The 22,447-nt window shown below is 62.9% G+C and carries 24 protein-coding genes; 20 read left to right on the top strand and 4 right to left on the bottom strand.

Annotated elements, in window-relative coordinates; all coding sequences use genetic code 11:
- Nucleotides 1–86: 86 nt before the first annotated feature.
- The 4 genes from prfA to ACQCSV_RS13150 are packed head-to-tail and all read left to right on the top strand — an operon-like array spanning nucleotide 87 to nucleotide 3,616.
- Nucleotides 87–1,160: a peptide chain release factor 1 gene (gene prfA / locus ACQCSV_RS13165; protein WP_354153615.1), complete on the top strand. Its 1,074-nt coding sequence runs from the start codon at nucleotides 87–89 to the stop codon at nucleotides 1,158–1,160.
- 12 nt (nucleotides 1,161–1,172) lie between these two features.
- Nucleotides 1,173–2,042: a peptide chain release factor N(5)-glutamine methyltransferase gene (gene prmC, locus ACQCSV_RS13160; RefSeq protein ID WP_354153616.1), complete on the top strand. Its 870-nt coding sequence runs from the start codon at nucleotides 1,173–1,175 to the stop codon at nucleotides 2,040–2,042.
- 15 nt (nucleotides 2,043–2,057) lie between these two features.
- A complete protein-coding gene (locus tag ACQCSV_RS13155; protein ID WP_354153617.1) occupies nucleotides 2,058–2,861 on the top strand; it encodes an L-threonylcarbamoyladenylate synthase in 804 nt (267 codons plus the stop codon).
- Nucleotides 2,858–3,616 (top strand): WecB/TagA/CpsF family glycosyltransferase, encoded by a 759-nt coding sequence (locus tag ACQCSV_RS13150; protein ID WP_354153618.1) that lies wholly within the window; start codon nucleotides 2,858–2,860, stop codon nucleotides 3,614–3,616. Before ACQCSV_RS13155 ends, ACQCSV_RS13150 begins: the two co-directional genes overlap by 4 nt.
- Here ACQCSV_RS13150 and ACQCSV_RS13145 read toward each other — a convergent pair.
- Nucleotides 3,613–4,509 (bottom strand): glycosyltransferase, encoded by an 897-nt coding sequence (locus tag ACQCSV_RS13145; protein ID WP_354153619.1) that lies wholly within the window; start codon nucleotides 4,507–4,509, stop codon nucleotides 3,613–3,615. The genes ACQCSV_RS13150 and ACQCSV_RS13145 overlap by 4 nt on opposite strands.
- Nucleotides 4,510–4,802: 293 nt before the next feature.
- Between ACQCSV_RS13145 and ACQCSV_RS13140 the strand changes: the two genes are divergently transcribed.
- The 14 genes from ACQCSV_RS13140 (at nucleotide 4,803) to ACQCSV_RS13075 (ending at nucleotide 18,247) form a co-directional block, all read left to right on the top strand.
- The gene (locus tag ACQCSV_RS13140) at nucleotides 4,803–5,915 is read left to right on the top strand and encodes an MraY family glycosyltransferase (protein ID WP_354153620.1); all 1,113 of its coding nucleotides are present in this window, start codon (nucleotides 4,803–4,805) and stop codon (nucleotides 5,913–5,915) included.
- Nucleotides 5,916–6,008: 93 nt separating this feature from the next.
- Complete coding sequence (locus ACQCSV_RS13135; protein WP_354153621.1) at nucleotides 6,009–6,491, top strand: hypothetical protein; 483 nt, start codon at nucleotides 6,009–6,011, stop codon at nucleotides 6,489–6,491.
- On the top strand, nucleotides 6,484–6,822 hold the full coding sequence (locus ACQCSV_RS13130; protein ID WP_426938546.1) for a hypothetical protein: 339 nt from the start codon (nucleotides 6,484–6,486) through the stop codon (nucleotides 6,820–6,822). Before ACQCSV_RS13135 ends, ACQCSV_RS13130 begins: the two co-directional genes overlap by 8 nt.
- Nucleotides 6,823–6,903: 81 nt before the next feature.
- Nucleotides 6,904–7,704, top strand: coding sequence for a F0F1 ATP synthase subunit A (gene atpB / locus ACQCSV_RS13125; protein ID WP_354153622.1), 801 nt, complete (start codon nucleotides 6,904–6,906; stop codon nucleotides 7,702–7,704).
- Between the two features lie 80 nt (nucleotides 7,705–7,784).
- A complete protein-coding gene (gene atpE, locus ACQCSV_RS13120; RefSeq protein ID WP_003804776.1) occupies nucleotides 7,785–8,003 on the top strand; it encodes an ATP synthase F0 subunit C in 219 nt (72 codons plus the stop codon).
- Nucleotides 8,004–8,056: 53 nt separating this feature from the next.
- Nucleotides 8,057–8,614 (top strand): F0F1 ATP synthase subunit B, encoded by a 558-nt coding sequence (locus ACQCSV_RS13115; RefSeq protein WP_354153623.1) that lies wholly within the window; start codon nucleotides 8,057–8,059, stop codon nucleotides 8,612–8,614.
- Nucleotides 8,614–9,441, top strand: a complete 828-nt coding sequence (locus tag ACQCSV_RS13110) for a F0F1 ATP synthase subunit delta (RefSeq protein WP_354153624.1) — start codon at nucleotides 8,614–8,616, stop codon at nucleotides 9,439–9,441. Before ACQCSV_RS13115 ends, ACQCSV_RS13110 begins: the two co-directional genes overlap by 1 nt.
- Before the next feature lie 83 nt (nucleotides 9,442–9,524).
- On the top strand, nucleotides 9,525–11,162 hold the full coding sequence (atpA, locus tag ACQCSV_RS13105; protein WP_354153625.1) for a F0F1 ATP synthase subunit alpha: 1,638 nt from the start codon (nucleotides 9,525–9,527) through the stop codon (nucleotides 11,160–11,162).
- A 75-nt stretch (nucleotides 11,163–11,237) separates the two neighbouring features.
- On the top strand, nucleotides 11,238–12,131 hold the full coding sequence (locus ACQCSV_RS13100; protein WP_282328949.1) for a F0F1 ATP synthase subunit gamma: 894 nt from the start codon (nucleotides 11,238–11,240) through the stop codon (nucleotides 12,129–12,131).
- Nucleotides 12,132–12,206: 75 nt separating this feature from the next.
- The gene (gene atpD, locus ACQCSV_RS13095) at nucleotides 12,207–13,661 is read left to right on the top strand and encodes a F0F1 ATP synthase subunit beta (protein ID WP_058932017.1); all 1,455 of its coding nucleotides are present in this window, start codon (nucleotides 12,207–12,209) and stop codon (nucleotides 13,659–13,661) included.
- 1 nt (nucleotide 13,662) lies between these two features.
- Complete coding sequence (locus ACQCSV_RS13090; RefSeq protein ID WP_056349400.1) at nucleotides 13,663–13,947, top strand: F0F1 ATP synthase subunit epsilon; 285 nt, start codon at nucleotides 13,663–13,665, stop codon at nucleotides 13,945–13,947.
- A 10-nt stretch (nucleotides 13,948–13,957) separates the two neighbouring features.
- Nucleotides 13,958–14,389: a DUF2550 domain-containing protein gene (locus tag ACQCSV_RS13085; protein WP_185260918.1), complete on the top strand. Its 432-nt coding sequence runs from the start codon at nucleotides 13,958–13,960 to the stop codon at nucleotides 14,387–14,389.
- A gap of 4 nt (nucleotides 14,390–14,393) precedes the next feature.
- Nucleotides 14,394–15,701, top strand: a complete 1,308-nt coding sequence (locus tag ACQCSV_RS13080; RefSeq protein ID WP_354153626.1) for an alpha/beta hydrolase-fold protein — start codon at nucleotides 14,394–14,396, stop codon at nucleotides 15,699–15,701.
- The gene (locus tag ACQCSV_RS13075; RefSeq protein WP_426938545.1) at nucleotides 15,698–18,247 is read left to right on the top strand and encodes a bifunctional lysylphosphatidylglycerol flippase/synthetase MprF; all 2,550 of its coding nucleotides are present in this window, start codon (nucleotides 15,698–15,700) and stop codon (nucleotides 18,245–18,247) included. Before ACQCSV_RS13080 ends, ACQCSV_RS13075 begins: the two co-directional genes overlap by 4 nt.
- Nucleotides 18,248–18,392: 145 nt before the next feature.
- Here the strand turns inward: ACQCSV_RS13075 and ACQCSV_RS13070 are convergent, their stop codons facing one another.
- Nucleotides 18,393–18,596 carry a cold-shock protein gene (locus tag ACQCSV_RS13070; RefSeq protein WP_011692441.1) on the bottom strand — a complete coding sequence of 68 codons (204 nt, stop codon included), beginning with the start codon at nucleotides 18,594–18,596 and terminating at the stop codon, nucleotides 18,393–18,395.
- A gap of 315 nt (nucleotides 18,597–18,911) precedes the next feature.
- Nucleotides 18,912–19,607, bottom strand: a complete 696-nt coding sequence (nucS, locus tag ACQCSV_RS13065) for an endonuclease NucS (RefSeq protein WP_282328956.1) — start codon at nucleotides 19,605–19,607, stop codon at nucleotides 18,912–18,914.
- 37 nt (nucleotides 19,608–19,644) lie between these two features.
- Here nucS and ACQCSV_RS13060 point away from each other — a divergent pair, with 37 nt between their 5' ends.
- Nucleotides 19,645–20,001: an ATP/GTP-binding protein gene (locus ACQCSV_RS13060; protein ID WP_354153628.1), complete on the top strand. Its 357-nt coding sequence runs from the start codon at nucleotides 19,645–19,647 to the stop codon at nucleotides 19,999–20,001.
- Between the two features lie 95 nt (nucleotides 20,002–20,096).
- Nucleotides 20,097–20,897, top strand: a complete 801-nt coding sequence (locus ACQCSV_RS13055) for an alpha/beta fold hydrolase (RefSeq protein WP_354153629.1) — start codon at nucleotides 20,097–20,099, stop codon at nucleotides 20,895–20,897.
- A 24-nt stretch (nucleotides 20,898–20,921) separates the two neighbouring features.
- Here ACQCSV_RS13055 and ACQCSV_RS13050 read toward each other — a convergent pair whose 3' ends face one another.
- Nucleotides 20,922–22,241 (bottom strand): AI-2E family transporter, encoded by a 1,320-nt coding sequence (locus ACQCSV_RS13050; RefSeq protein WP_354153630.1) that lies wholly within the window; start codon nucleotides 22,239–22,241, stop codon nucleotides 20,922–20,924.
- Between the last annotated feature and the right edge of the window lie 206 nt (nucleotides 22,242–22,447).

Here is a 22,447-nt window from a genome sequence, read left to right as displayed (position 1 = left end):
TGCCGGCCTGATGGCCGGCATATTTTGGGCGGTTCGTCGTTAAGTCCCATGAAACTAGACTTGTAAGAGTCGAAAGAGGTTTTGAAATGTTTGAGTCCGTACAGGGCCTGCTTGATGAGCATGATGCTATCCAGTCGCAGCTTGGTGACCCTGCTGTTTATGCTGACCAGCGGCTGGCCCGGAAGCTGGGGCGGCGGTCCGCGCAGCTCAATGGCATCGTGGAGGCATACAACAAGTGGCATGCCCTGGAGGACGACCTCGCCGCGGCCAAGGAAATGGCCGCGGAGGACCCTGAGTTTGCTGCCGAGGTTCCCGTGCTGGAGGCAGCGCTGGAGCAGGCTTCCGCGAAGCTGCGCAGGCTCCTCATTCCGCGGGACCCTGACGACGCCCGTAACGTGATCCTCGAGGTCAAGGGTGGAGAAGGTGGCGACGAAGCCGCACTGTTCGCCGGCGACCTCCTGCGCATGTACACCCGGTACGCGGAATCCCGCGGCTGGAAGACTGAACTCATCTCAGCCAACGAGTCCGATCTTGGTGGCTACAAGGACGTCCAGATGGCCGTCAAGGGCAACTCGAACGATCCTGCCGAAGGCGTTTACGCGCGGCTCAAGTTCGAAGGCGGCGTCCACCGCGTACAGCGTGTGCCCGTCACCGAATCGCAGGGCCGCATCCATACCTCTGCCGCCGGCGTCCTGGTCCTTCCCGAGGTCGATGAGCCCGAAGAACTGGACATCAACCAGAACGATCTTAAGATCGACGTCTACCGCTCCTCTGGTCCCGGTGGCCAGTCCGTGAACACCACGGACTCCGCTGTCCGTATCACGCACCTTCCCACCGGCATCGTGGTGGCCATGCAGAACGAGAAATCCCAGCTGCAGAACCGCGAAGCAGGCATGCGCGTCCTTCGTGCCCGAATCCTTGCGCACCAACAGGAAATCATCGACGCCGAGAACTCGGCCCAGCGCAAGTCCCAGATCCGCACCATGGACCGTTCCGAGCGCATCCGCACGTACAACTACCCGGAAAACCGGATCGCGGACCACCGCACCGGCTACAAGGCATACAACCTGGACCAGGTCATGAACGGTGACCTGGAACCGGTAATCCAGTCCGCCATCGAGATGGACGAACAGGCACGCCTGGACGCCATCGGCGACTAGCCGCCGGCACTCATGACACTCGGGTCCGGGCAGTCCCTCGCGGCTGCCGTTAGCGAGGCCACGGCGATCCTCCGGGACGCCGGGGTCCCCAGCCCCCGCGTCGACGCGGAACTCCTGGCGGACCACCTGCTCAGTGTGGGGCTGGGCAGGCTCCGGGCGATGATGCTGGGGGACACCCCCGCACCTGTTGGCTACGCCGAACTTGTTGCTGAACGGGCCCAACGGATCCCGCTGCAGCACATCACCGGGGTGGCGCATTTCAGGTACCTGGAGCTTGCCGTCGGGCCCGGCGTCTTTATCCCCCGGCCGGAAACAGAGTCCGTTGTCCAACTGGTCATCGACCACGTCAAGGGCATGGCACACCCGCGGATTGTGGACCTGGGAACGGGGTCGGGCGCGATCGCCGGCTCCATTGCCCACGAGGTGCCCGGCGCGGAAGTCCACGCCGTGGAATACAGTCCGTTCGCGCACGCGTGGGCGGCCAGGAACCTGGCGCCGTTGGGCGTCAAGCTGGTGCTGGGGGACCTCCGCGACGCGCTGCCGGAACTTAACGGAACCTTCGACGTCGTAATTTCCAACCCGCCCTATATTCCCGCCGAAGCCATCCCGAATGAACCCGAAGTTGCCCTGCACGATCCTCCCGAAGCCCTGTACGGCGGGGGAGCGGACGGCATGGAACTTCCAACGGCGGCGGCCGCCTCGGCTGCCCGGCTGCTGGTTCCCGGCGGCTACTTCGTGATGGAACACGCGGAAGTCCAGGCCGGCTGGATCGCCGGCATGATGCAACGGACGGGTGCCTGGCGGGAGATCACCACACACCTGGACCTCAACGGCAAGGAACGCGCCACCAGCGCCGTCCTTGCCGGTCCGCACCACGAGTGATGAAAGAATAGGCCAGTGACCACAACCTACAACTGCACGTCAGCGGATCAGCGCGCCCTTGGCCTGGAGCATGCCCAGCGTGCCATCAGCGAAAAGAAGTGCGTGGTGTTCCCCACGGACACGGTTTACGGAATTGCCGCCGACGCCTTTTCGCCGCAGGCCGTCACCATGCTGTTGGCCTCCAAAGGGCGCAGCCGCACCATGCCGCCGCCCGTACTGATTCCCCGGATCAACGCGCTGGACGGCCTGGCCACAGATGTTTCCGCTGATGCCCGCAAGCTCGCCGAGGCGTTCTGGCCGGGGGGACTGACCCTGATCCTGCACGCCCAGCCGTCACTGGACTGGGACCTGGGCGAGACCCAGGGAACCGTGGCCCTGCGTATGCCCGCCGACGAAGTGGCCCAGGAACTACTGACCTTGACGGGTCCGCTGGCTGTGTCCTCCGCCAACCGGACCGGCCAGCCGCCGGCGCAGACCGCCGCTGAGGCGCGGGCCCAGCTCGCGGAGTCCGTGGAGGTCTACCTCGAAGGCGGTTTCCGGCCGGTGGAAGGAACCGACGCCGTGCCTTCCACGATTGTGGACGCCACCGGTCCGCTCCTGCGGGTGGTGCGCAACGGCGCCGTGTCCCTGGAACAACTCCGCGAGCACGTTCCGGGAGTATTGGGCCTGGGCGAAATTCCGATGGCTGAGCCCGAGGAAGAATCTGAGGAAGTCGCTCTTCCGGCCGAATCAGACGCCGAATGGGACGCATCTGATGGACCTGCCGCTGAAAAAACTGTCGACGGGCCGGCCGCACCGGTCCGGGAGACTGACGGGTGAGCCTGGCACGCCAGAACATCCCTTTCCTCGGCGTCGATGCCACTCCGCTGACGGTGGACGGACTGGTTGAGGTGCTCTCCGGGTTTGTCGACGACGGGACCCGACGCACCGTCGTCGGACATAACCTGCACAGCGTGACGCTGACCCATTCCGGCGCAGGATTCCGCTCTCTGTACGAGAACAGCGACGTGGTGCTCCTGGACGGTGCACCGGTGCTGTGGTTGTGGGGCAGGACGGGAAACGCTGTCAGCTCGCTGATGGATTACCGGCTGGGGTCGACCGACTGGCTGCCGTCCCTGGGCCTGGTGGACGGCCTTGAACGGATCGCCGTGGTCGGCGCCGGCACGGAAGCCAACGCCAAAGCGGTCACACGGCTCCAGGGCATTGCCCCGGCCGCCAGCGTGACAGGGTTCCCCGGCGAAGGCTGGAACGACGACGTCGAAACCGCCGCGGTGGGCTGGCTCGTGGAGCAGCAACCCCAGCTCGTCCTGCTCGGGCTGGGCATGCCACTCCAGGAATCAGTGCTGCAGCGTCGCCTGGATATGCTCCCGCCGGCCATCTACTGCACGGTGGGCGGCGCCATCGAGCAGCTGGCGGGCGTGCAAAAACTGGCACCGCGCTGGCTGGGAAGGCTCGGGCTGGAGTGGGCGTGGCGCCTGCTGCTGCATCCGCGCAGGGTTGCGTACCGCGTTTTCGGCGAGCCGTGGGTACTCCTCTGGCTCCTGGTCCGGCGCAGGCTGCGCCGCGTATCCTAGAACTCCTGGTCCTCAAGCGGCGCGAAGCCTTTAGCACGCAGTCCTTTCGTAAAGGACCGTGCCCAGGCGAGCAGTCCAGGCAGGTCACGGCGCTTCGCAAAATAGCCAAGATAGCCGCCGACGTCGGCCACCAGCGACTTGACCCGGAAATAGCGGCGGATCAGGTACCCGCGGTTGCGGTAGTAGTAGTAACGCTTGAACGCCGAATCCGGCACAATCACATGCCAGCGTGCACCAAATACATGCTGCGTCTCGGAAAACGCATGCGGGTGGGTGATGGCGGTGGTGGTGACTGTGCCGAACCTGATACCAGCCTTGCGGAGGCGGATGGTGAAGTCCACTTCGTCGCCGCGGATAAAGAGGCGCATGTCCGGCAGGCCCACCTTGAAAAACACGTCGGACCTGATCAGGGCACCGTTAAAGAAGTGTCCGTCGTTGGGCAGGAAACCTACTTTTTCCAGTTCGGCCCGGTCGTGGCTTACTTTCCCATCCAGCCGGAAGAAAAAGGACAGCCGGTCGGGATGGCCCGGGGCAACCACCAGCGGGACCACGGCTTCAAGGTCGCGGGCCTCGGCTTCACGCAGCAGCGTGGCGAGGCATTCGGGATCTGTCGGCTCGGCGTCGTCGTCCATCATCCAGACCCATTTGGCACCGCTGGCCACCGCCTTCAGCGCGGCGAGGGCAAAGCCGCCTGCCCCGCCGAGGTTCGCTTCGGAACGGACGTAGTCAACATTTGTGTGCCGCACGGCAACATCGCGTGCGGGGTCCGTGCCGCTGTCGACAAGGCAGATGGTGTCCACTGCCGCGGACTGCGCATTAATGGCGTCCAGCAGGACGGACAGCTCCTTATGACGGTTAAATGTCACGGCGGCAACTGCAACCCGGACGGTCATGGGGATTCCTTTCAGCATGGCCTTCAGGGGATTCCCCGCTCGCAATGCGCCAGTGTGGCGCGAAGCCATGGAGCCGTTGGCGCTAGTATCTTGACTAGAGTCCACTGTAATACAGCCCTGTAAGGCACCAAGCACTGCCTACTGCGCGCCCGGCGACGGAGAAGTTTCATTTATCGAAAGTCAGATTCCCCGCCAGTGAGCCCATCGATCGAGGACCACCTGTTCGGGCCGCTGTCCATGCCTGAGCGCACCCGCAGGGTTGCGCCGAACACCGACGAAACGGCCGCTATCGCATGATTATGTACCTGCTTATGGGGCTGACGGCTGCCGTCGTGTCCTACGGAGCCACTTGGGGTGCCCGCGTCATCGGGCACCGGCTTGAACTCCACGCTCCCATCCGCAGCCGTGACATGCATACGACGCCGGTGTCCCGGCTGGGCGGGGTTGCCATCTTCCTCGGCGTACTGGTGGCCCTCCTCGTGGCCAGCCAGTCCTTCTTCGTCAAGGACATCTACCGGAACAACTTCTCGCCGTGGGGCGTATTGGCGGGCGCGGCGCTGATCGTGCTCGTGGGGATCGCGGACGACCTCCTGGACATCCGTTGGTGGATGAAACTCATCGGCCAGAGCGCTGCAGCCCTGGTGGTGGCGACCTGGGGAGTCCAGATGACGATTGTGCCGTGGGTTCCGGAGCCGATCTTCCTTGAGAACGAGATGCTTCGAGTGGTGCTGACAGCCGGGCTCATCGTCACCACCATGAACGCCTTCAACTTCATTGACGGCCTCGACGGGCTGGCCGCCGGCGTGGCGATCATCGGCGGAACCGCGTTCTTCCTGACGGCCTATTGGGTGCACCGGAACTCAGATGTGCTAGACAAATCCGATCTCGCGACGCTCCTGACCGCGGTCGTGGTGGGCGGTTGCATTGGCTTCGTGCCGCACAATTGGTTTCCGTCGAAAATCTTCATGGGTGACTCCGGTGCCATGTTGATTGGGCTGCTGATGGCCTCCGCCGGTATTGTCTCCACCGGCCAGATCACGTCCGGGCTGTATGACCGGGCAAACGGTATCTCCACCGTCATACCCATCCTGCTGCCCTTCGCCGTACTCTTCCTGCCGTTGCTTGACCTGGGCCTCGCCGTAGTGCGCAGGACAGCCCGAGGGCGATCACCCTGGTCCGCCGACCGGGGACACCTCCATCACAAGCTGCTGGACATCGGGTACTCGCACCGGACCGCCGTGATCCTGCTCTACTTGTGGACAGCGGTGCTGTCGTTCGGCGGCCTGGCTTTTGCCGTGTTCCCGTGGCAGGTGGTGCTGGCGGTGGACATCTTCGCAACGTTGGTGATGGGCTTGGTCACGGCCTGGCCGTACCTGCGCCGGGGGAGCGACGAGTTCACCGCGTAACCGCGTTCGGATTTATTTCTATCTCGTGTAGAATTCAGGTGCAGCCAAAGCTGCCCTCCACCCCAGCCCCAGGGCGCCGACGATTGGGATCTTGTGACCTCCAACGCCGAATCCGGACATGCGTCCGGCAGCGGACCCGTTGGTGTTTCCGGTCCCACGCGGTCTTTGTGGCTTCGCCTCCTCGCGCTCAGTTCAGCTGCCGGTGCAGGCGCGCTGATCCTGGTGGGCATCCCGGCGGTGATCCTGAACGGCCCCAGCGGCCTTCTGTCCAGTACTTTGGGCGGCCTCCTGGTGATGCTCTTCTTCGCCGTCAGTCTCCTTGTGGGCCACTTCATGGGGCGCAACAACCCCTCAGGTGCCATCGGAATGTTCGTGGCCACATATTTTGTCAAGGTCGTGGGTTTCGCAGTTGTCCTGTTTGTGATCGGAGCGCCTGCCTGGCTTCACGCGCAATGGTTCCTGATTGGTGCCGTTGCCACTGTTGTCTTCTGGCAGGCCGCCGAAATCTATGGCTTCAGCACGGCACGCCTGCAGATTTACAACGACCCCGAGCCCAAGGAGCCGAACGATGTCTGATCGGAAACGACCAGCCGAAAACGGCTCTTCCGCGCCCAAGAACGCTGCTCCCACGATGGGGGTGTCGGCCGAAAACAACGACGGCGGATACAACGCCGGAATGGCCGTCTTTAGCTACATTATTGGCGGAATCATCGTCTGGAGTTTGATAGGGTGGGGTCTGGATAATCTGTGGGGAACCCGCTGGATCGTGCTCGCAGGCGCTCTGCTTGGAGCTCTCGGGGGTTTCTATCTTTCCCACATGCATGGCCTTACCAGTTCCAGAACCACGGCCGGTAAGAGCAGAGCAGACAGCGGCCCGTCCGCGGACGGAAACACAAATGCCAAATAATTTCACAGGGGGAGCTGCGGAGCACAAATCCGCGGGTCCTCGACCAACGCCCAATGATGGACACTGCAGAGAGGAAACGCGTTGATCGCGCTTGCGCTCCCGGCCCAAGATTCAGGAGAGTTTAATCCTCCTGGAATTGAAGAAATGCACCTGCCGGCAATCCTGCCGTGGGGGGTGGCTGACGGATTCTCCAAGCAGATGCTGCTCGTAATCCTGTCGGTCGTCATTATCGCCACATTCTTTCTGCTAGCTGCGCGGAAGCAGCAGCTTGTTCCCGGCAAGCTCCAGTTCGCTGGTGAAATGGCCTATGGCTTTGTGCGTAACAGCATCGCCAAGGACATTATCGGTGGCAAAGACTTTATGAAGTATGTGCCGCTGTTGTTCAGCCTCTTCTTCTTTATCCTCGTAAACAACATTTACGGCGCCATTCCCGTGATTCAGCTGCCGAGCTTCTCGCACGTCGGCGGCGCCTATGTCCTGGCGGGCATTGTGTACGTCACGTGGATTGGCATTGGCATCAAGAAGAACGGCCTGAAGTACTTCAAGCTGGCCACGGTACCCTCCGGTGTACCGGTCTATATTCTCCCTCTCATCATCCCGATCGAGATCATCTCGAACTTCCTGGTCCGGCCCGTCACGCACAGCCTCCGTCTGTTTGCCACCATGCTGGCCGGCCACCTGATCGTCATGATCGCCGGTTCCGGCATTGAGTTCCTCATCATGCAGGAGAGCGTCCTTCTCAAGGGAGCCTCGGTACTCGTCCTGGCCGGTTCCATCGCCATGTACATGCTCGAGGCGCTCATCATGGCCCTCCAGGCGTACGTCTTCACGCTGCTGACTGCCATCTATATCGAAGGCGCGCTGCACGCGGACAGCCACTAAGGCACCCACAATCTTCCCCTCACGGGGATGAAGCAACCCAAACAACCTGCCACATGGGTGGCATCTTGAAAGGAAGAAAAATGGAAGGCTCCATCAACGGCTCCCTCAACCTCATCGGCTACGGCCTCTCCGCCATCGGTGGTGGTATCGGTGTGGGTCTCGTGTTCGCCGCTTACATCAACGGCGTAGCACGTCAGCCGGAGGCCCAGCGCGTCCTGCAGCCGATCGCATTCCTCGGCCTGGCCCTGACTGAAGCCCTCGCCATCCTCGGCCTGGTCTTCGCCTTCGTTCTCAAGTAAACCTTCAGAACCAAGCGAACATCCAGAACCGAGTAGATAAGGACGGGTGAATTATGTATCAAACGATCATCTCAGCCGCCGTGGAAGGCGCCGAGGCGACCAACCCGCTCGTTCCCAACGTCTGGGAAATGGGCGTTGTCCTCGTCGGCTTTGCTGTCCTCATGTTCATCGTGGTCAAGTTCGTTGTCCCGATGTTCGAGAAGACGTTTGCAGAGCGTGCCGAGGCCATTGAAGGTGGCATTGCCAAGGCAGAAAAGGCGCAGGCAGAGGCTTCTGCAGCACTCGAAGAGTACAAGCAGCAGCTCACGGAAGGCCGCGCGGAAGCTAACCGCATCCGCGAGGAAGCCCGTGCTGAAGGCGCCCAGATTCTTGCAGATCTGAAGGAAAAGGCTGCCGCTGAGTCTGCCCGCATCACGGCACAGGCACACGTGCAGATCGAATCGGAGCGCCAGGCCGCAGTTGTGTCCCTGCGCTCCGAGGTGGGCACGCTGGCCACCACGCTGGCAGGCCGCATCGTTGGCGAAGCACTCAACGATGACGAGCGTTCTGCCCGTGTGGTTGACCGCTTCCTGGCAGATCTGGAGAACCAGAACGCAGGTGCAGCTAAGTAATGTCAGGTGTATCGAGCGAATCGCTGACCAAGGCGCTGACCCAACTGGAAGCAAAGCTTCCGTTGGCCTCGCTGCAGTTGGCTAAGGAACTCTTCGGAATCCTGGGAACGGTGGACAGCTCGGCTGGCTTGCGCCGCGCCCTGACTGACCCGTCCCGCACCGGTGACGAAAAGTCGGCGCTTGTCAGGCAGCTGGTTGGCGGAAAAGTCTCCGCTGAGGCTGCGGACATCGCGGGCGGACTGGCCAGTTCACGCTGGGCATCGGCCCGAGATATCGGCGATGCACTCGAGACGCTTGCCGCAACGGTGGTTATCGCCGTTGCTGAAAACAAGTCGGCCGTTTCTGCCTCCGGAATCTCTGGGCTGGAAGAGCTGGAGAACGATCTGTTCTCCTTCAACCAGGCCGTTGCCTCCAACCACGAGGTACAACGTGCTCTGTCTGAGCCGCAGGCCAGTGCTGCAGCGAAGACCGGGTTGGCGCAGAAGTTGCATCCCGGCGCAGGCGAGGCAGCAAACGTCCTCATTGCGCAGGCGGTTTCCCAGCCCCGCGGCATCAAGCCGACCATGCTGCTAGCCCGGTTCGCCGAGCTGGCAGCCAAGCGGCAGCAGCGCTGGATTGCAACGGTCAGTGTCACCCGTCCTTTGACGGAAACGCAGTTCGCCCGCCTCCAGTCAGGGCTTAATTCCCTGTACGCTCGCGAGCTCAAGATCAACCTCACCGTTGATCCTGAACTGATCGGTGGAATCCGCGTCCAGGTGGGTGACGAAGTGCTTGACGCTTCGGTTATAACCCGGCTGGGTCAGCTTCACCGCCAACTGGCCGGTTAGCCGGACAAGCACAACTTAACGAAACGAAACCCCGGTCATCGTGAGCAACGATGATCACGAAAACAGGAGAGCAGGGACTGCAGATGGCCGAATTGACCATCAACGCCGACGACGTCCGTAATGCGTTGAACGAGTTCGCGGCGTCCTACGAACCCGGAAACGCAGAGCGCGTAGAGGTTGGCCGTGTAACAACCGCAGGTGACGGCATCGCCCGTGTTGAGGGCCTTCCCTCGGTCATGGCGAACGAGCTGCTTCGCTTTGAAGACGGCACCCTGGGCCTGGCCCAGAACCTTGACGTCCGCGAGATCGGTGTCATCGTACTCGGTGACTTCACCGGAATCGAAGAGGGCCAGGAAGTCCACCGCACGGGTCAGGTTCTGTCCGTACCGGTAGGCGACGCCTTCCTCGGCCGTGTGGTTGACCCCTTGGGCCAGCCCATCGACGACCTCGGCGAGATCAAGGCCGAAACCACCCGTGCTCTGGAACTCCAGGCGCCCGGCGTGACCCAGCGTAAGTCGGTCCACGAGCCGATGCAGACCGGTCTGAAGGCTATCGACGCCATGATCCCGATCGGCCGCGGCCAGCGTCAGCTGATCATCGGTGACCGCCAGACCGGCAAGTCGGCAATCGCTATCGACACCATCATCAACCAGAAGGCCAACTGGGCTTCCGGCGACGTGACCAAGCAGGTGCGTTGCATCTACGTGGCAATCGGTCAGAAGGCCTCCACCATTGCGGCTGTCCGTCAGACCCTTGAGGACAACGGCGCTCTGGAATACACCACCATTGTGGCTTCCCCGGCGTCTGACCCCGCAGGCTTCAAGTACCTGGCACCGTACGCCGGTTCGGCCATCGGCCAGCACTGGATGTACGGCGGCAAACACGTTCTCATCGTGTTTGATGACCTCTCCAAGCAGGCCGAGGCGTACCGTGCAGTGTCACTGCTGCTGCGCCGCCCGCCGGGACGCGAAGCTTACCCGGGCGACGTCTTCTACTTGCACTCCCGCCTGCTGGAGCGTTGTGCCAAGCTCTCTGACGAGCTCGGTGCCGGTTCGATGACCGGCCTGCCACTCATCGAGACCAAGGCAAACGACGTCTCTGCCTACATCCCGACCAACGTGATCTCCATTACCGATGGCCAGATCTTCCTGCAGTCGGACCTCTTCAACGCTAACCAGCGTCCGGCTGTCGACGTGGGTGTCTCTGTGTCCCGCGTTGGTGGTGCTGCACAGGTCAAGTCCATGAAGAAGGTCTCCGGTACTTTGAAGCTGGAATTGGCCCAGTACCGCGACATGCAGGCTTTCGCCATGTTCGCTTCGGACCTTGATGCCGCATCGCGCCAGCAGCTGACCCGTGGTGCCCGCCTGATGGAGCTGCTCAAGCAGGGCCAGTACTCTCCGTTCCCGATCGAGAACCAGGTTGTGTCCATCTGGGCCGGTACCAACGGCTACCTCGACGAGGTTCCGGTTGAGGACATCAACCGCTTTGAGACCGAATTCCTGGAGCACCTCAAGCACAAGTCCTCCATCCTGACCACGCTGGCGCAGACTAACGTTATGGACGATGACACTGCCGAAGCACTGAAGACTGCAATCGTGGCCTTCAAAAAGGGCTTCTTCGGTGAAGGTGACAACCGCCTGGTAGGCGCCGGCCACGAGGAGCACGACGCTATCTCCGAGGGTGCCGTTGACCAGGAAAAAATCGTCAAGCAGAAGCGCTAGTTTCGCTGGCAGGGACTGCCGGGACCTTTGAGGTTCCGGCAGTCCCGGCCATCGGGATCTTAGGAAAGGAAAAGTATGGGAGCCCAGATTCGGGTCTACCGCCAGAAGATCAGCTCGACCACGTCGATGCGCAAGATCTTCAAGGCGATGGAACTGATCGCTACCTCGCGCATTGGCAAGGCCCGCGCACGCGTAGCGGCTTCACTGCCTTACGCAAACGCGATTACGCGTGCCGTTTCTGCTGTCGCGAGCCAGAGCGAAATCGACCACCCGTTGGTCACCGAACCGGAGCAGATCCGCCGGGCCGCCGTCCTGGTCATCAGTGCTGACCGCGGCCTTGCCGGTTCCTATTCGGCAAGTGTGCTTAAGCAGGCGGTTGGCCTCAACGAACTGCTCCGCGGAGAGGGCAAAGAAGTCAAGACGTATGTGATGGGCCGCAAGGCGCAGGCGTACTTTGACTTCCGCACCCTTCCTTACGAGCGGGTGTGGACCGGCAACACGGATGCGCCCGAGTTTGGAACTGCACGTGAAGTCGGCGCGGCACTGCTCGAAGCCTTCGCGACAGACTATGAAGAGGGTGGCGTGGACGAGATCCATGTCGTTTACACCCGCTTCAAGTCCATGGTGATGCAGGAGCCGACGGTTATCCGGCTGCTTCCGCTCGAGGTTGTTGAAGAGCAGGCGGCGTCCGAGTCGGACCTCCTGCCGCTCTACGAATTCGAGCCGGAGGCGGAACAGGTCCTTGATGCCCTGCTGCCGCGCTACATCGAGTCACGCATTTTTGCCGCCATGTTGCAGGCCGCAGCTTCCGAGCTTGCAGCCCGCCAGCGGGCGATGAAGTCTGCCGGCGACAACGCCACGGACCTTATCAAGAAGTACACGCGTCTGCGCAACACAGCCCGACAGGCTGAAATTACGCAGGAGCTTTCTGAAATCGTTGCCGGTGCCGACGCCTTGAACGCGTCCTAGCCCGGTCCGGTCCAGCTGTACCTGCACTAAAGAACAAACTTAACCCCACGCCATCTACTGAGTGAAGTGAGAGAGATGACTGCCACTGCTACCGAACACGTAGCCGCGACGACCGGTGCTACCGGCCGTATTGCACGTGTTATTGGCCCGGTTGTCGACGTCGAATTCCCGGCTGACGCAATCCCCTCGATTTACAACGCACTCACCACCGAGATTACCCTCAACGGTGAGACCAAGACCATCACGTTCGAGGTTGCCCTGCACCTCGGCGACAACGTGATTCGCGCCATCTCCCTGCAGGCAACCGACGGACTGGTCCGCGGTACCGCTGTGGTGGATACCGGTGCCCCCATCTCCGTGCCCGTCGGCGACGTCGTCAAGGGGCACATCTTCAATGTCCTCGGACAGCCGCTTGACGTGACGGAGGCCGAACTCGAGATCACCGAGCGCTGGCCCATTCACCGCAAGGCCCCGGCCTTTGCGACGCTTGAGGGTTCCACGGAGATGATGGAAACCGGCATCAAGGTCATTGACCTTCTCACCCCGTACATCAAGGGTGGAAAGATCGGCCTGTTCGGCGGCGCCGGCGTGGGCAAGACGGTTCTGATCCAGGAAATGATCACCCGTGTGGCCCGTAACTTCGGTGGTACCTCTGTATTCGCCGGTGTTGGCGAGCGTACCCGTGAAGGTAACGACCTCTGGGTCGAAATGGAAGAGGCAGGCGTCCTCAAGGACACCGCCCTTGTATTCGGCCAGATGGATGAGCCGCCGGGAACGCGTCTTCGAGTTGCACTGTCTGCCCTGACCATGGCGGAGTATTTCCGCGATGTGCAGAACCAGGACGTGCTGCTCTTCATCGACAACATCTTCCGCTTCACCCAGGCAGGCTCCGAGGTTTCCACCCTCCTCGGCCGCATGCCGTCGGCCGTGGGCTACCAGCCCAACCTGGCTGACGAGATGGGCCTCCTCCAGGAGCGCATCACGTCCACCAAGGGCCACTCGATCACCTCGATGCAGGCCATCTACGTTCCCGCAGATGACTACACCGACCCGGCCCCGGCCACGACCTTCGCACACCTCGACGCAACCACGGAACTTTCCCGTGAAATTGCTTCCCGTGGTCTGTACCCGGCCGTTGACCCGCTGACGTCGACGTCCCGTATCCTGGACCCGCAGTACATCGGTCAGGACCACTACAACACGGCTGTCCGCGTGAAGCAGATCCTGCAGAAGAACAAGGAACTCCAGGACATCATCGCCATCCTTGGCGTTGACGAACTGTCGGAAGAGGACAAGATCGTTGTGTCGCGTGCACGCCGTATCCAGCAGTTCCTCTCCCAGAACACCTACACCGCCAAGCAGTTCACCGGCGTCGAGGGCTCTACCGTCACCATCAAGGACACGGTTGAAGGCTTCACTGCCATCTGCGACGGCGAGCTTGACCACGTTGCAGAGCAGGCGTTCTTCAACGTCGGCGGCCTGGACGATGTTGAGCGCCAGTGGGCCAAGATCCAGGAACAGACCAAGTAATATGGCTGAGCTTGAGGTTGAGATTGTCGCAGCGGACCACTTCGTGTGGTCCGGAGCGGCCAAGATGGTCAAGGCCCGCACCAGTGATGGTGAGATCGGAATCCTGCCCGGCCACTCGCCCCTGCTGGCGATCCTGGCCGAAGGGGAACTGGCCATTGAGCCGGTTTCCGGGAACCGCATTGCCGTGGCTGTTGACGGCGGATTTTTCTCCGTCGACAACAACCGCGTGGTGATTGTTGCTGACAACGCCCAACTGGGTGACGCGGCTACTGCTGGGATCCGCTAGCACGACCCTGATGGACGCGCCCACTTTTACGTTCATCGCCTTGGCAATCGTTTTCGGATTGCTGATTTTCGCACTGTGCCTTTCGGGGGTGCGCCGCTTCAATCTGCGGCGCGCCCTGGGCACGGTGGACGCCTCCATTTGCATCGCTGGAAACAGTTGGCAGATGGGGGTTTGTCGTTACCAGGACAACGACCTTGAGTGGTTCCGGCTGCTTTCCTTGAGCGTGCGCCCCAAACACAAGTTCAAGCGCAGCTCCCTGGAGCTGCTGGGCCGTCGCAAACCCACCGAGGCCGAGGCTGTGAAGGTCCAGCCGGACGTCGTTATTGTCGAGTTGCGATACGAAGGCCAGGATCTGCGGCTGGCCATGAAATTCGATGCCTACACGGGACTGTCCTCCTGGCTGGAAGCCGGGCCGGTCATCGGCGTGGGTACCTGGCGCTAGCCACGTGGATTGGATTGCTGATATCCGGTTGACCGACGGACCGGTGTACTGGGCCGCCTGGGTCCTTGGTGCCGCCGCCGCACTGTCCCTGATCTGGCGCCCGCGCGCCCTTCGCCGCCGCCGCTGGTTCCTCAGTGTTGCCGCCTCAGTGGCTGCCGCAGCCGTCGCAGTGCTCCTGGTCCATTGGGTCCTCATCTATTGGGCCTCAACGTTCCCCGAAGAACTACCGTTCGACGTCCTGGCGTGGGTGTTTCCCGCTGTGGCCGCACTCCTGCTGGTGATGCTCCGGCTTCGCACGGCGTCTTGGTGCCGCCGTGCGCTGGATGTGCTTGCCCTCTTGGCAGTGGTGCTGCTTGCCGCGGTGCAGATCAACGCCTATTTCGGCCTCAACCGGACAGTTGCGGACCTGACGGGAACGGCGCTGAGCCGCATCCCGGCCCTGGAACAGGAGTTAATGCGCCAGCCGAACGGCCCGGCAACATCTCTGGACGGATGGAAACCGGCCACTGAGCTCCCCGCCGATGGCGTTCTCCGCACCGCATCCATTCCAGGAACCGCCTCGGGCCTCCAGGCCCGCGACTCCTACATCTACTTTCCACCGGCCTACTTTGCTTCGAACCGTCCCAGCCTTCCGGTGCTGGTTCTGGTGCCCGGCCAGCCCGGCGGCCCCGCCGACTGGCTGACCGGCGGGTCGCTCAGGGCACGCATGGACACTTTCGCCGCCCGGCACGGGGGAGTGGCGCCGGTTGTTGTGGTGGTTGATCCCAACGGCAGCCAGTCAGCGAACAACCTCTGCATGGACAGCGCCATCGCCAAGGCGGACACGTACCTCTCCGTTGACGTGCCCGCATGGATTTCAGCAATGTTGGACGTGGACGCCGATCACCGGCAATGGGCCATCGGCGGTTTCAGCTTTGGTGCCACGTGTGCAGTTCAGATGGGCACCCGCCACCCGGAGGTGTACACGGGCGTTCTGGCCTTCTCCAGCGAGATTGAGCCAGCCCTGGCCAAGGAACGCCAGAAAACGGTTGACGCAGCTTTCCACGGCGACACCGCCGCGTTTGACGCCCAGGTACCGCTGACCCTGTTGAAGGAGCGCCAGTATCCTGGCAGCGTGGCGTATTTCGCGGCCGGGGCCACCGACCCGGAGTTTGTGCTAAATATGCGGACCCTTGAGGCGGCGTCTTCAGGGGCAGGTTTCACCGTCGGCTCGGACGTCGTGGCTCACACTGGCCACTCATGGGACGTGCTGACTCCCGGCATGGGCAACGGGCTTGAGCTGCTGGCTGCACACGGGGGGTGGGCGAAATGAGGGAAGCAGGCGAATCCCGTGCGCCGGGTTTGCTCTGGTCAACGGTCCTGCTTCCGGCTTGCCGACGGCTGGGGGATTACCTGCGGTCGGTGCCGCTGACGCTCAGCATCCTCGGCATTTTCCTGTTGGTCGGGGCGGTAACCGGCAGCTTCCTCAGCGGACCGCCTGAGGAGCTTCTTTCCGTCGCAGGCGTCAGCGCCCCTGGCCTGAAGGCGGGCAACTGGTGGGCCCTTATGACGTCGCTGTTCTTTGCCACGAACCCGCTGGCCTATCTGGTGGCGTCCCTGATGATCCTGCTGCTGTTGGGCCTGGCCGAGAGGACCCTTGGGCTGCTTCAGACTGCAGCGTTTTTCCTTGGCGGCCAGTTTGCTGCTGTTACGGTCTTTCTGCTCCTGACCCAGTTGGCGAGGTATGCGGGAGACGGCTGGCTGGGGCTGATGGCGGACTACAGCCTGATCGGGCCCTACGCCGCTGTGCTGGCAGCGTCCCTGGCCGCGAGCGGCAGGGTTCCTGTCCTGTGGCGGCGCCGGCTGCGGACGGCGCTGCTCTCGGTGTCGCTCCTGCTGGTTCTGTATGTGGGGCATGCCGAGACCGTCATCGGCCTGGTAGGGGCCGTGGTGGGTCTCGCCGCCAGCTGGTGGAACCAGGGCGACCACGGCCAGCTTCACCCGCCGCGTTCGAGCGGCAGGGAAACCAGGAACCTCCTCGCCCTCACGGTGGCCGTGTTCGCTGTGGGACCTATCCTGACCGCCGTTGCCCGGACGCCCACCGGCCCCCTGGCGCTGCTCCGGGACGTGGTGCTGAACCCCATGCCCACACTCGGCCAGCTCGAAGCCAACTGTGGAGCAACAGTGGAGGCATCCTGCCTCGAGATGGGGCGGACGGGCTTTGCCGGCCCCTTCGGCCTCGCGCTGGCTGTGGTACCGGTGGTTCTGCTCCTCATTTGTGCTGACGGAATGCGCCGGGGCCGCCGCATGGCCCTGCACATCACGTTGGCGCTCCAAGTAGCGGTCACGGCGATGGCGGCCGTCTACCTGGCATTGTTTGCGCTGATCCCGCTCTATCCCGCGCGTCCTCATACTGCCGCCATGGGTTCGGGTTTTGTTCACATCCTGCCTTTGGTGATCGTCCCACTGCTGCTGGCAATCCTGCTCTGGGCCAACCGCCTGCAGTTTCGCGTCGAGACAATCCCGGCCGCCCGCCGTCGGCTCCTAGGGGTGGTGGGCGGCGTCTGGCTCCTGCTGGCCGGGAGCTATGCAGTGGCCTGGTTTGCCGCGGGGGGAATGACGCGCGACGGCGGCCTGCTGGGCTTGCTTGCTGAACTTTCCAGGCAGTATCTGCCGGTTCCACTGCCGAATCTCTACCACCGGGTTTTTGCTGATCGGGACGGCCTCGAGGCCCTGATTTTTGCCTACTCCGGACCGGTCTTCTGGCTTGTTGCGTTGGCCGGAGTCTGGTCCGTGCTCCTAGGACGGCACCATGGCAGTGATTCGGGCCACGATGACAGGGCGGCAGCGCGGACGCTGTTGCACGAGGGCGGCGAGTCGCTGTCGTGGATGGCTCTCTGGGAACCCAACCGGTACTGGTTTAGCCCGGACGGATGCGGTGCGGTGGCCTACCAGCTGCACGGCAGTGTTGCCCTGACGCTGGCGGGCCCCTTCGGCGCGGCGGATGCCCGCCAGCAGACCGCAGAAGGGTTTCTCTCGTATTGCGGCAACCGGGCGCTCAGCCCGGCGTTCTACTCGTGCGATGACACGCTGTGGCCACTCCTGCAGGACCGGGGGTTCCAGCGAGTGTCCGTGGCGCAGGAGACCAGGCTGTCCGTCCGGCACCTCGAATTTTCCGGCAAAGAATGGCAGAACGTCAGGACTGCGCGCAACCGCGCCGCCAAGATGGGCGTCAAAGCCGTTTGGGGTACCTACCACGGGCTTCCCTCCGCCCTCCGTGCCCGGCTCAGCGAAGTGTCGGAGGAATGGGCGGCGGGCAAATCAGTTCCGGAAATGGGATTCACGCTCGGCGGCATGGATGAGCTGATGGACGACGAAGTGCTCTGCTGCCTCGCCGTGGACGGCGAGGGCCACGTGCACGGCGTAACGAGCTGGTTGCCCGTTTACGACGGCGGGACGCTGGTCAGCCGCACGCTGGACGTCATGCGCCGGGGTGCCGACGGGTTTCCCGGGGTGATGGAGTTCCTGATCGCTTCGGCAGTCCTGGAGTTGCGCGAATCCGTGGAGGTGATCTCGCTCTCCGGGTCACCGCTCGCCAGCCGGCCCGGCGACGAAACACCGGGGGAGCCGGTGCAGGCAGAGAACCTCGTCCGGATCCTCGATGTTGTGGGCCACGCCCTCGAACCGGTCTACGGGTTCCGGTCCCTGGCCGCTTTCAAATCACGCTTCAAACCTGAATACCGGGCGCTTTACTTGTATTATCAGGATCCTTTGCAGCTGCCGGCGATCGGACGGGCGCTCACCCGGGCCTATTTGCCCGGCCTTTCGCTGCAGCAGGGGGCACGGCTGATTCGGGGCCTGGTGGGCCAGGGAAGCTGATCCCCGCAGCGGCCCGAACGATTTGCGACTGGACAGTCACAGTGGATAAAAGAGCGCCGGTGGACAAAGAAAAGATCCCCGGCGCGGGTGCCGGGGAGCTTCTCTTCGGTGGAGGCCGCGCAGATGGTGGCCGCTGGGCGGGGGACTAGACCAGCGTTACGCCGGTAGCCTGGGGGCCCTTGGCACCCTGACCGATTTCGAACTGAACGCGCTGGTTCTCGTCGAGGGTCTTGAAGCCACCGGTCTGGATTTCCGAGTAGTGAACGAAGACATCGCCATCGGAGTCATCCGGGGTGATGAAGCCGAAGCCCTTTTCAGCGTTGAACCACTTGACGGTTCCCTGTGCCATTTATTTCTCCTCATTATGGGACTTGTCTAAGTCCGGCACACCTCGTGCAGGACTCGGTCACTCCGCGAGAAGAATCCTTCAATGCCGTTCCTGGGAACATGCGCTGCAGGAGCTTCGCGCTCGCAACATGTCTTGCGAGCATGAAAAACACCTACACAAAGACTGGTCTAAGAATTTCACGCCGATTCCGTCAGGTCAACGCTTCTGAACGGTCAATACCGCAAATTTAGCCGATAAAACGGATGAATCCCCTTGTCAGGGCCGAATGCCGGCGCCGGTGCGGACACCCGGCTCCAGAAAAGCGGGTTGCGGGCCTCAGAAAAGCCGGGAATCGCTGTCGTCCACACCGCGCATTGCATCGTAGTCCAGCGTGATGCAGTCGATGCCGCGGTCGTTTGCCAACACCTTGGCCTGCGGCTTGATTTGCTGGGCAGCGAAGATGCCACGAACCGGGGCCAGCAGCGGGTCCCGGTTCAGGAGTTCAAGGTAGCGGGTGAGCTGTTCCACGCCGTCGATGTCGCCGCGCCGCTTCAGCTCAATGGCCACGGTGGCCCCGCTGGCGTCGCGGGCCAGGATGTCCACGGGGCCGATGGCCGTGAAGTATTCGCGCCGGATGAGTGAAAAGCCTGAGCCGAGGGTCTCAATCTGATCGGCGAGCAGGCGCTGGAGGTCAGCTTCGACGCCGTCCTTGATCAGACCGGGATCCAGCCCAAGGTCGTGGGAGGACTCGTGCAACTGCTCGTGGATATTGATGATCAGGCGGTCATCGGTCTTGGCCGACTGGACGGTCCACTGTTCCGTGACGCCAAGCTCAAGGTCAATGTCCTCCGGCGAGGACACCCGCAGGGTGGCGGGCGGGCTCATCCAGTTCAGTGGCTTATACGAGCCGCCGTCGGAATGAACCAGCACCGAGCCGTCGGCCTTGACCAGCAGGAGCCTGGTGGCTAGGGGGAGATGGGCTTTGAGCCGGCCAACGTAATCAACTGAACATCGGGCTATGACAAGTCGCACGCCGTACACACTACCGGGGCTGGGGCAGAATAGAGGCATGCCCCGTTCCAACCGCCCCCGCCGACCTGCCTCCGGAAGGCCGGGCATAGCTGCCGGAAAGCCGGCCGGCAAGAAGGGCAACAGCGACGTTCCTGAGCTGGATTTGGAGCGGGCGCGGGCTGGAATCGCCCGGCGGGAAAGCGCGCCCGACGGCGAGTGGATGGTCAGGACGATGACCGCCAGAAACGCGGAAAAGACGTACGTTTGCCCTGGATGCTCCACCGCTGTTGTCCCCGGCATCGCCCACCTGGTGGTGTGGAAAGATGATCATATTTTCGGTGCCGCGGCAGGGCTGGCCGAGCGCCGGCACTGGCACACAAACTGTTGGCTGTCCCGGACCTACCGTTACCGCTGACTTTGAATAGCCCGGGCGAACGGCGCCCCGTAAAGCCGCGCTACGATCCGGGGCACCGCGACTGGGGGACTCCGGAAGTCGCTAAGCTGGCAGGCATGACTTTTGATCCGGCGTCGTATGAATTCAGCCAGCCATCAGGGCCCGTACCCATCCGCGCGTCAACGGTGCTGCCGGCCCGGCGGGAGAACATCGAGCTACGCACCGAGGATGGCCACATTCTGGTCGGGGAACTGGCGCTGCCCGAGTCCGGCCCGATCACTGCGACGCTGATCACCCTGCATCCGCTTCCAACGCACGGCGGTTTTATGGACTCGCACGTGTACCGCAAGGCGTCGTACCGGCTTCCTGCCCTCGCCGGCGTCGCCGTGCTTCGGTTCAACACGCGCGGGACCGGTTCGCCGCGGGGAACCAGCGCGGGTTCCTTCGAAGAGGGGATCGGCGAGCGGCAGGACGTAGAGGCGGCGGTGCGTTTCGCAGTCGAACGCCAACTGCCCAACCGGTGGCTGGTGGGCTGGTCCTTCGGTACCGAACTGGCGTTGATGTACGGTGCCGTTGAGCCGGTTGCCAGCCAAATTGAAGGTGCCGTGCTGCTGTCGCCGCCGCTGCACCGTGCCACCGACGCCCACCTGCGCCTCTGGGCAGACTCCGCGAAGCCGCTCACAGTGCTCGTTCCGGAGCATGACGACTACCTGCAGCCCGAGGCCGCCGCTGAACGCTTCAGACTGGTGCCGCTGGCCAGAGTGGTGGGGGTGGATGGCGCCAAGCACCTTTGGGTAGGGGAGAAGTACGCTTCCCGCGTGCTCAATGAAATCGTTGATGATGTGACGGAAGCAGGTTCCGGTCCCGAGGGCCTGCCGCAGGTGTGGAACGGCCCATTGGCTACCTCAGCTGCCTAGCACGCCCGCAAGGGTTTCTGTCTGTCAGTGTTTGTCCTGGCGGACGATGTAGATCTCCTTGATCAGGAGCAGGATGGCGGCCGCCGTCGGGATGGCGATGAGTGCGCCCAGGACCCCCAAAAGGCTGCCGCCGGCAATCACGGAGATGACGGCAACGGCACCAGGTACGGCCACGGCTTTCTGCATGATGCGGGGCGAGATGAAGTAGGCCTCGAACTGGAGGTAGGCGAAGTAGCAGATGCCGTAGACGGCGGCCGTCTGCCACCCGACCGTCACGGCGATCAGCACAACGACGACGCCGGCGATCATGCCCCCCACCAGGGGGATAAAGGCCAGCAGGGCCACTACGAAGGCCAGCAAGAGGGCGAACGGAACACCCACGATGGACATCACGATGAACGCAAACGTGGCATTGAGCAATGCCACGCAGGCCTGCCCGATCACGTAGTTGCCTACGGAGCGGGTGATTTCTTCGGAAAGGGCTTCCACCCGGGCCCGGCGTGACCGTGGGGCAAGCCGGTAGCCCCACTTCTTCATGGCCGGAAGGGCTGCCAGGAAATACAGGCTCAGGACCAGGACGATCAACGTGCCGAAGAGGCCGTTGGCCAGGGTGGAACCGAAGCCCACCACGCCGCCGAAGATCCCGCCCATCGCATCGGGGTTTTTGACGAACTTGTCGAGTTCCTCGTTGATGCGGTCTCGCACACCGAACTGGTCGTCCACGGTGCGGAAAAATTCAGAGTCGATGAAGTCCCGTACCCAGGTGGGTGCCTGCACCACGATTTGGGTGACCTGTTCCACGATGGTGGGGATGAGGGTGGCGAAGAACCCGCCCACGGCCATCACCAGGACCAGTACGGCCAGTAGAATGCCGGCCGGGCGGGGAATCCGGCGGTTCTCCAGCCAGCCGACCACAGGTTCCAGGCCGAGGGCAATGAACAGGGCAGCCACGATCCACAGCAGCAGCTGCGTGGTGTTGGAGCCAATCCAGTAGACCAGCAGGGCAAGGCCGACGCCGACGGTTCCCATGAAGCCCATATAGAGGGGATGTTGCATCGACATCTGGGGACCCGGAGGGCCGAACTGCTCGGGCGTCCCGGCGGACTCGTCGACGTCGGTGGCGGCAGATTCTTCCGTGTCGTTGTATTCCGGCGGGAACTCAAACCGGCGCCTGGGCTGGGCGCCCGGCAGCGGCTGGCGCAGGCGCCGCGCCAGCTGCCCAAAGGCCACAGCGGCGGGCCCTCGTCGCTTCGCGGTGGCAGGGACGTCCGGCGAGGATTCCAATGCGTCAGCGGCCGGTTGATTTTCGTGTCCCGTGGAGGACTCTTCCGTCTTGTCAGTCACTGGTTAATGGGGCCTGTTCCGTGCGTGGCGCCGCGTATGCGGGCCGGTGTGATGATCATCGCAAACACTATCAGCAGCCTTGTCAACAGGAGCGAGGGCGCCCGCCGGGCCGCCCGGGCTGGCCTGTTTCCGGACTCCTCCGGCGCCCAAACGGGGGTTCTGGTAACAAAACGGTTACTATTGAAAGTAAACCCCCGCGAATGATA

The organism is Pseudarthrobacter sp. S3 (assembly GCF_050156905.1).
Classification (GTDB): Bacteria; Actinomycetota; Actinomycetes; order Actinomycetales; family Micrococcaceae; genus Arthrobacter.
The sequence above is the reverse complement of the archived record's forward strand: the minus strand, read 5'-3'. Positions and strand labels throughout refer to the sequence as shown.

What these genes read in the sequence shown, in the direction of transcription:
- prfA (WP_354153615.1), top strand. Translation starts at nt 87, where the DNA reads ATGTTTGAGTCCGTACAGGGCCTGCTTGATGAGCATGATGCTATCCAG.
- prmC (WP_354153616.1), top strand. Translation starts at nt 1,173, where the DNA reads ATGACACTCGGGTCCGGGCAGTCCCTCGCGGCTGCCGTTAGCGAGGCC.
- ACQCSV_RS13145 (WP_354153619.1), bottom strand. Translation starts at nt 4,509, where the DNA reads ATGACCGTCCGGGTTGCAGTTGCCGCCGTGACATTTAACCGTCATAAG.
- ACQCSV_RS13140 (WP_354153620.1), top strand. Translation starts at nt 4,803, where the DNA reads ATGATTATGTACCTGCTTATGGGGCTGACGGCTGCCGTCGTGTCCTAC.
- ACQCSV_RS13130 (WP_426938546.1), top strand. Translation starts at nt 6,484, where the DNA reads ATGTCTGATCGGAAACGACCAGCCGAAAACGGCTCTTCCGCGCCCAAG.
- atpE (WP_003804776.1), top strand. Translation starts at nt 7,785, where the DNA reads ATGGAAGGCTCCATCAACGGCTCCCTCAACCTCATCGGCTACGGCCTC.
- ACQCSV_RS13115 (WP_354153623.1), top strand. Translation starts at nt 8,057, where the DNA reads ATGTATCAAACGATCATCTCAGCCGCCGTGGAAGGCGCCGAGGCGACC.
- ACQCSV_RS13110 (WP_354153624.1), top strand. Translation starts at nt 8,614, where the DNA reads ATGTCAGGTGTATCGAGCGAATCGCTGACCAAGGCGCTGACCCAACTG.
- atpA (WP_354153625.1), top strand. Translation starts at nt 9,525, where the DNA reads ATGGCCGAATTGACCATCAACGCCGACGACGTCCGTAATGCGTTGAAC.
- ACQCSV_RS13100 (WP_282328949.1), top strand. Translation starts at nt 11,238, where the DNA reads ATGGGAGCCCAGATTCGGGTCTACCGCCAGAAGATCAGCTCGACCACG.
- atpD (WP_058932017.1), top strand. Translation starts at nt 12,207, where the DNA reads ATGACTGCCACTGCTACCGAACACGTAGCCGCGACGACCGGTGCTACC.
- ACQCSV_RS13090 (WP_056349400.1), top strand. Translation starts at nt 13,663, where the DNA reads ATGGCTGAGCTTGAGGTTGAGATTGTCGCAGCGGACCACTTCGTGTGG.
- ACQCSV_RS13085 (WP_185260918.1), top strand. Translation starts at nt 13,958, where the DNA reads ATGGACGCGCCCACTTTTACGTTCATCGCCTTGGCAATCGTTTTCGGA.
- ACQCSV_RS13075 (WP_426938545.1), top strand. Translation starts at nt 15,698, where the DNA reads ATGAGGGAAGCAGGCGAATCCCGTGCGCCGGGTTTGCTCTGGTCAACG.
- ACQCSV_RS13070 (WP_011692441.1), bottom strand. Translation starts at nt 18,596, where the DNA reads ATGGCACAGGGAACCGTCAAGTGGTTCAACGCTGAAAAGGGCTTCGGC.
- ACQCSV_RS13060 (WP_354153628.1), top strand. Translation starts at nt 19,645, where the DNA reads ATGCCCCGTTCCAACCGCCCCCGCCGACCTGCCTCCGGAAGGCCGGGC.
- ACQCSV_RS13055 (WP_354153629.1), top strand. Translation starts at nt 20,097, where the DNA reads ATGACTTTTGATCCGGCGTCGTATGAATTCAGCCAGCCATCAGGGCCC.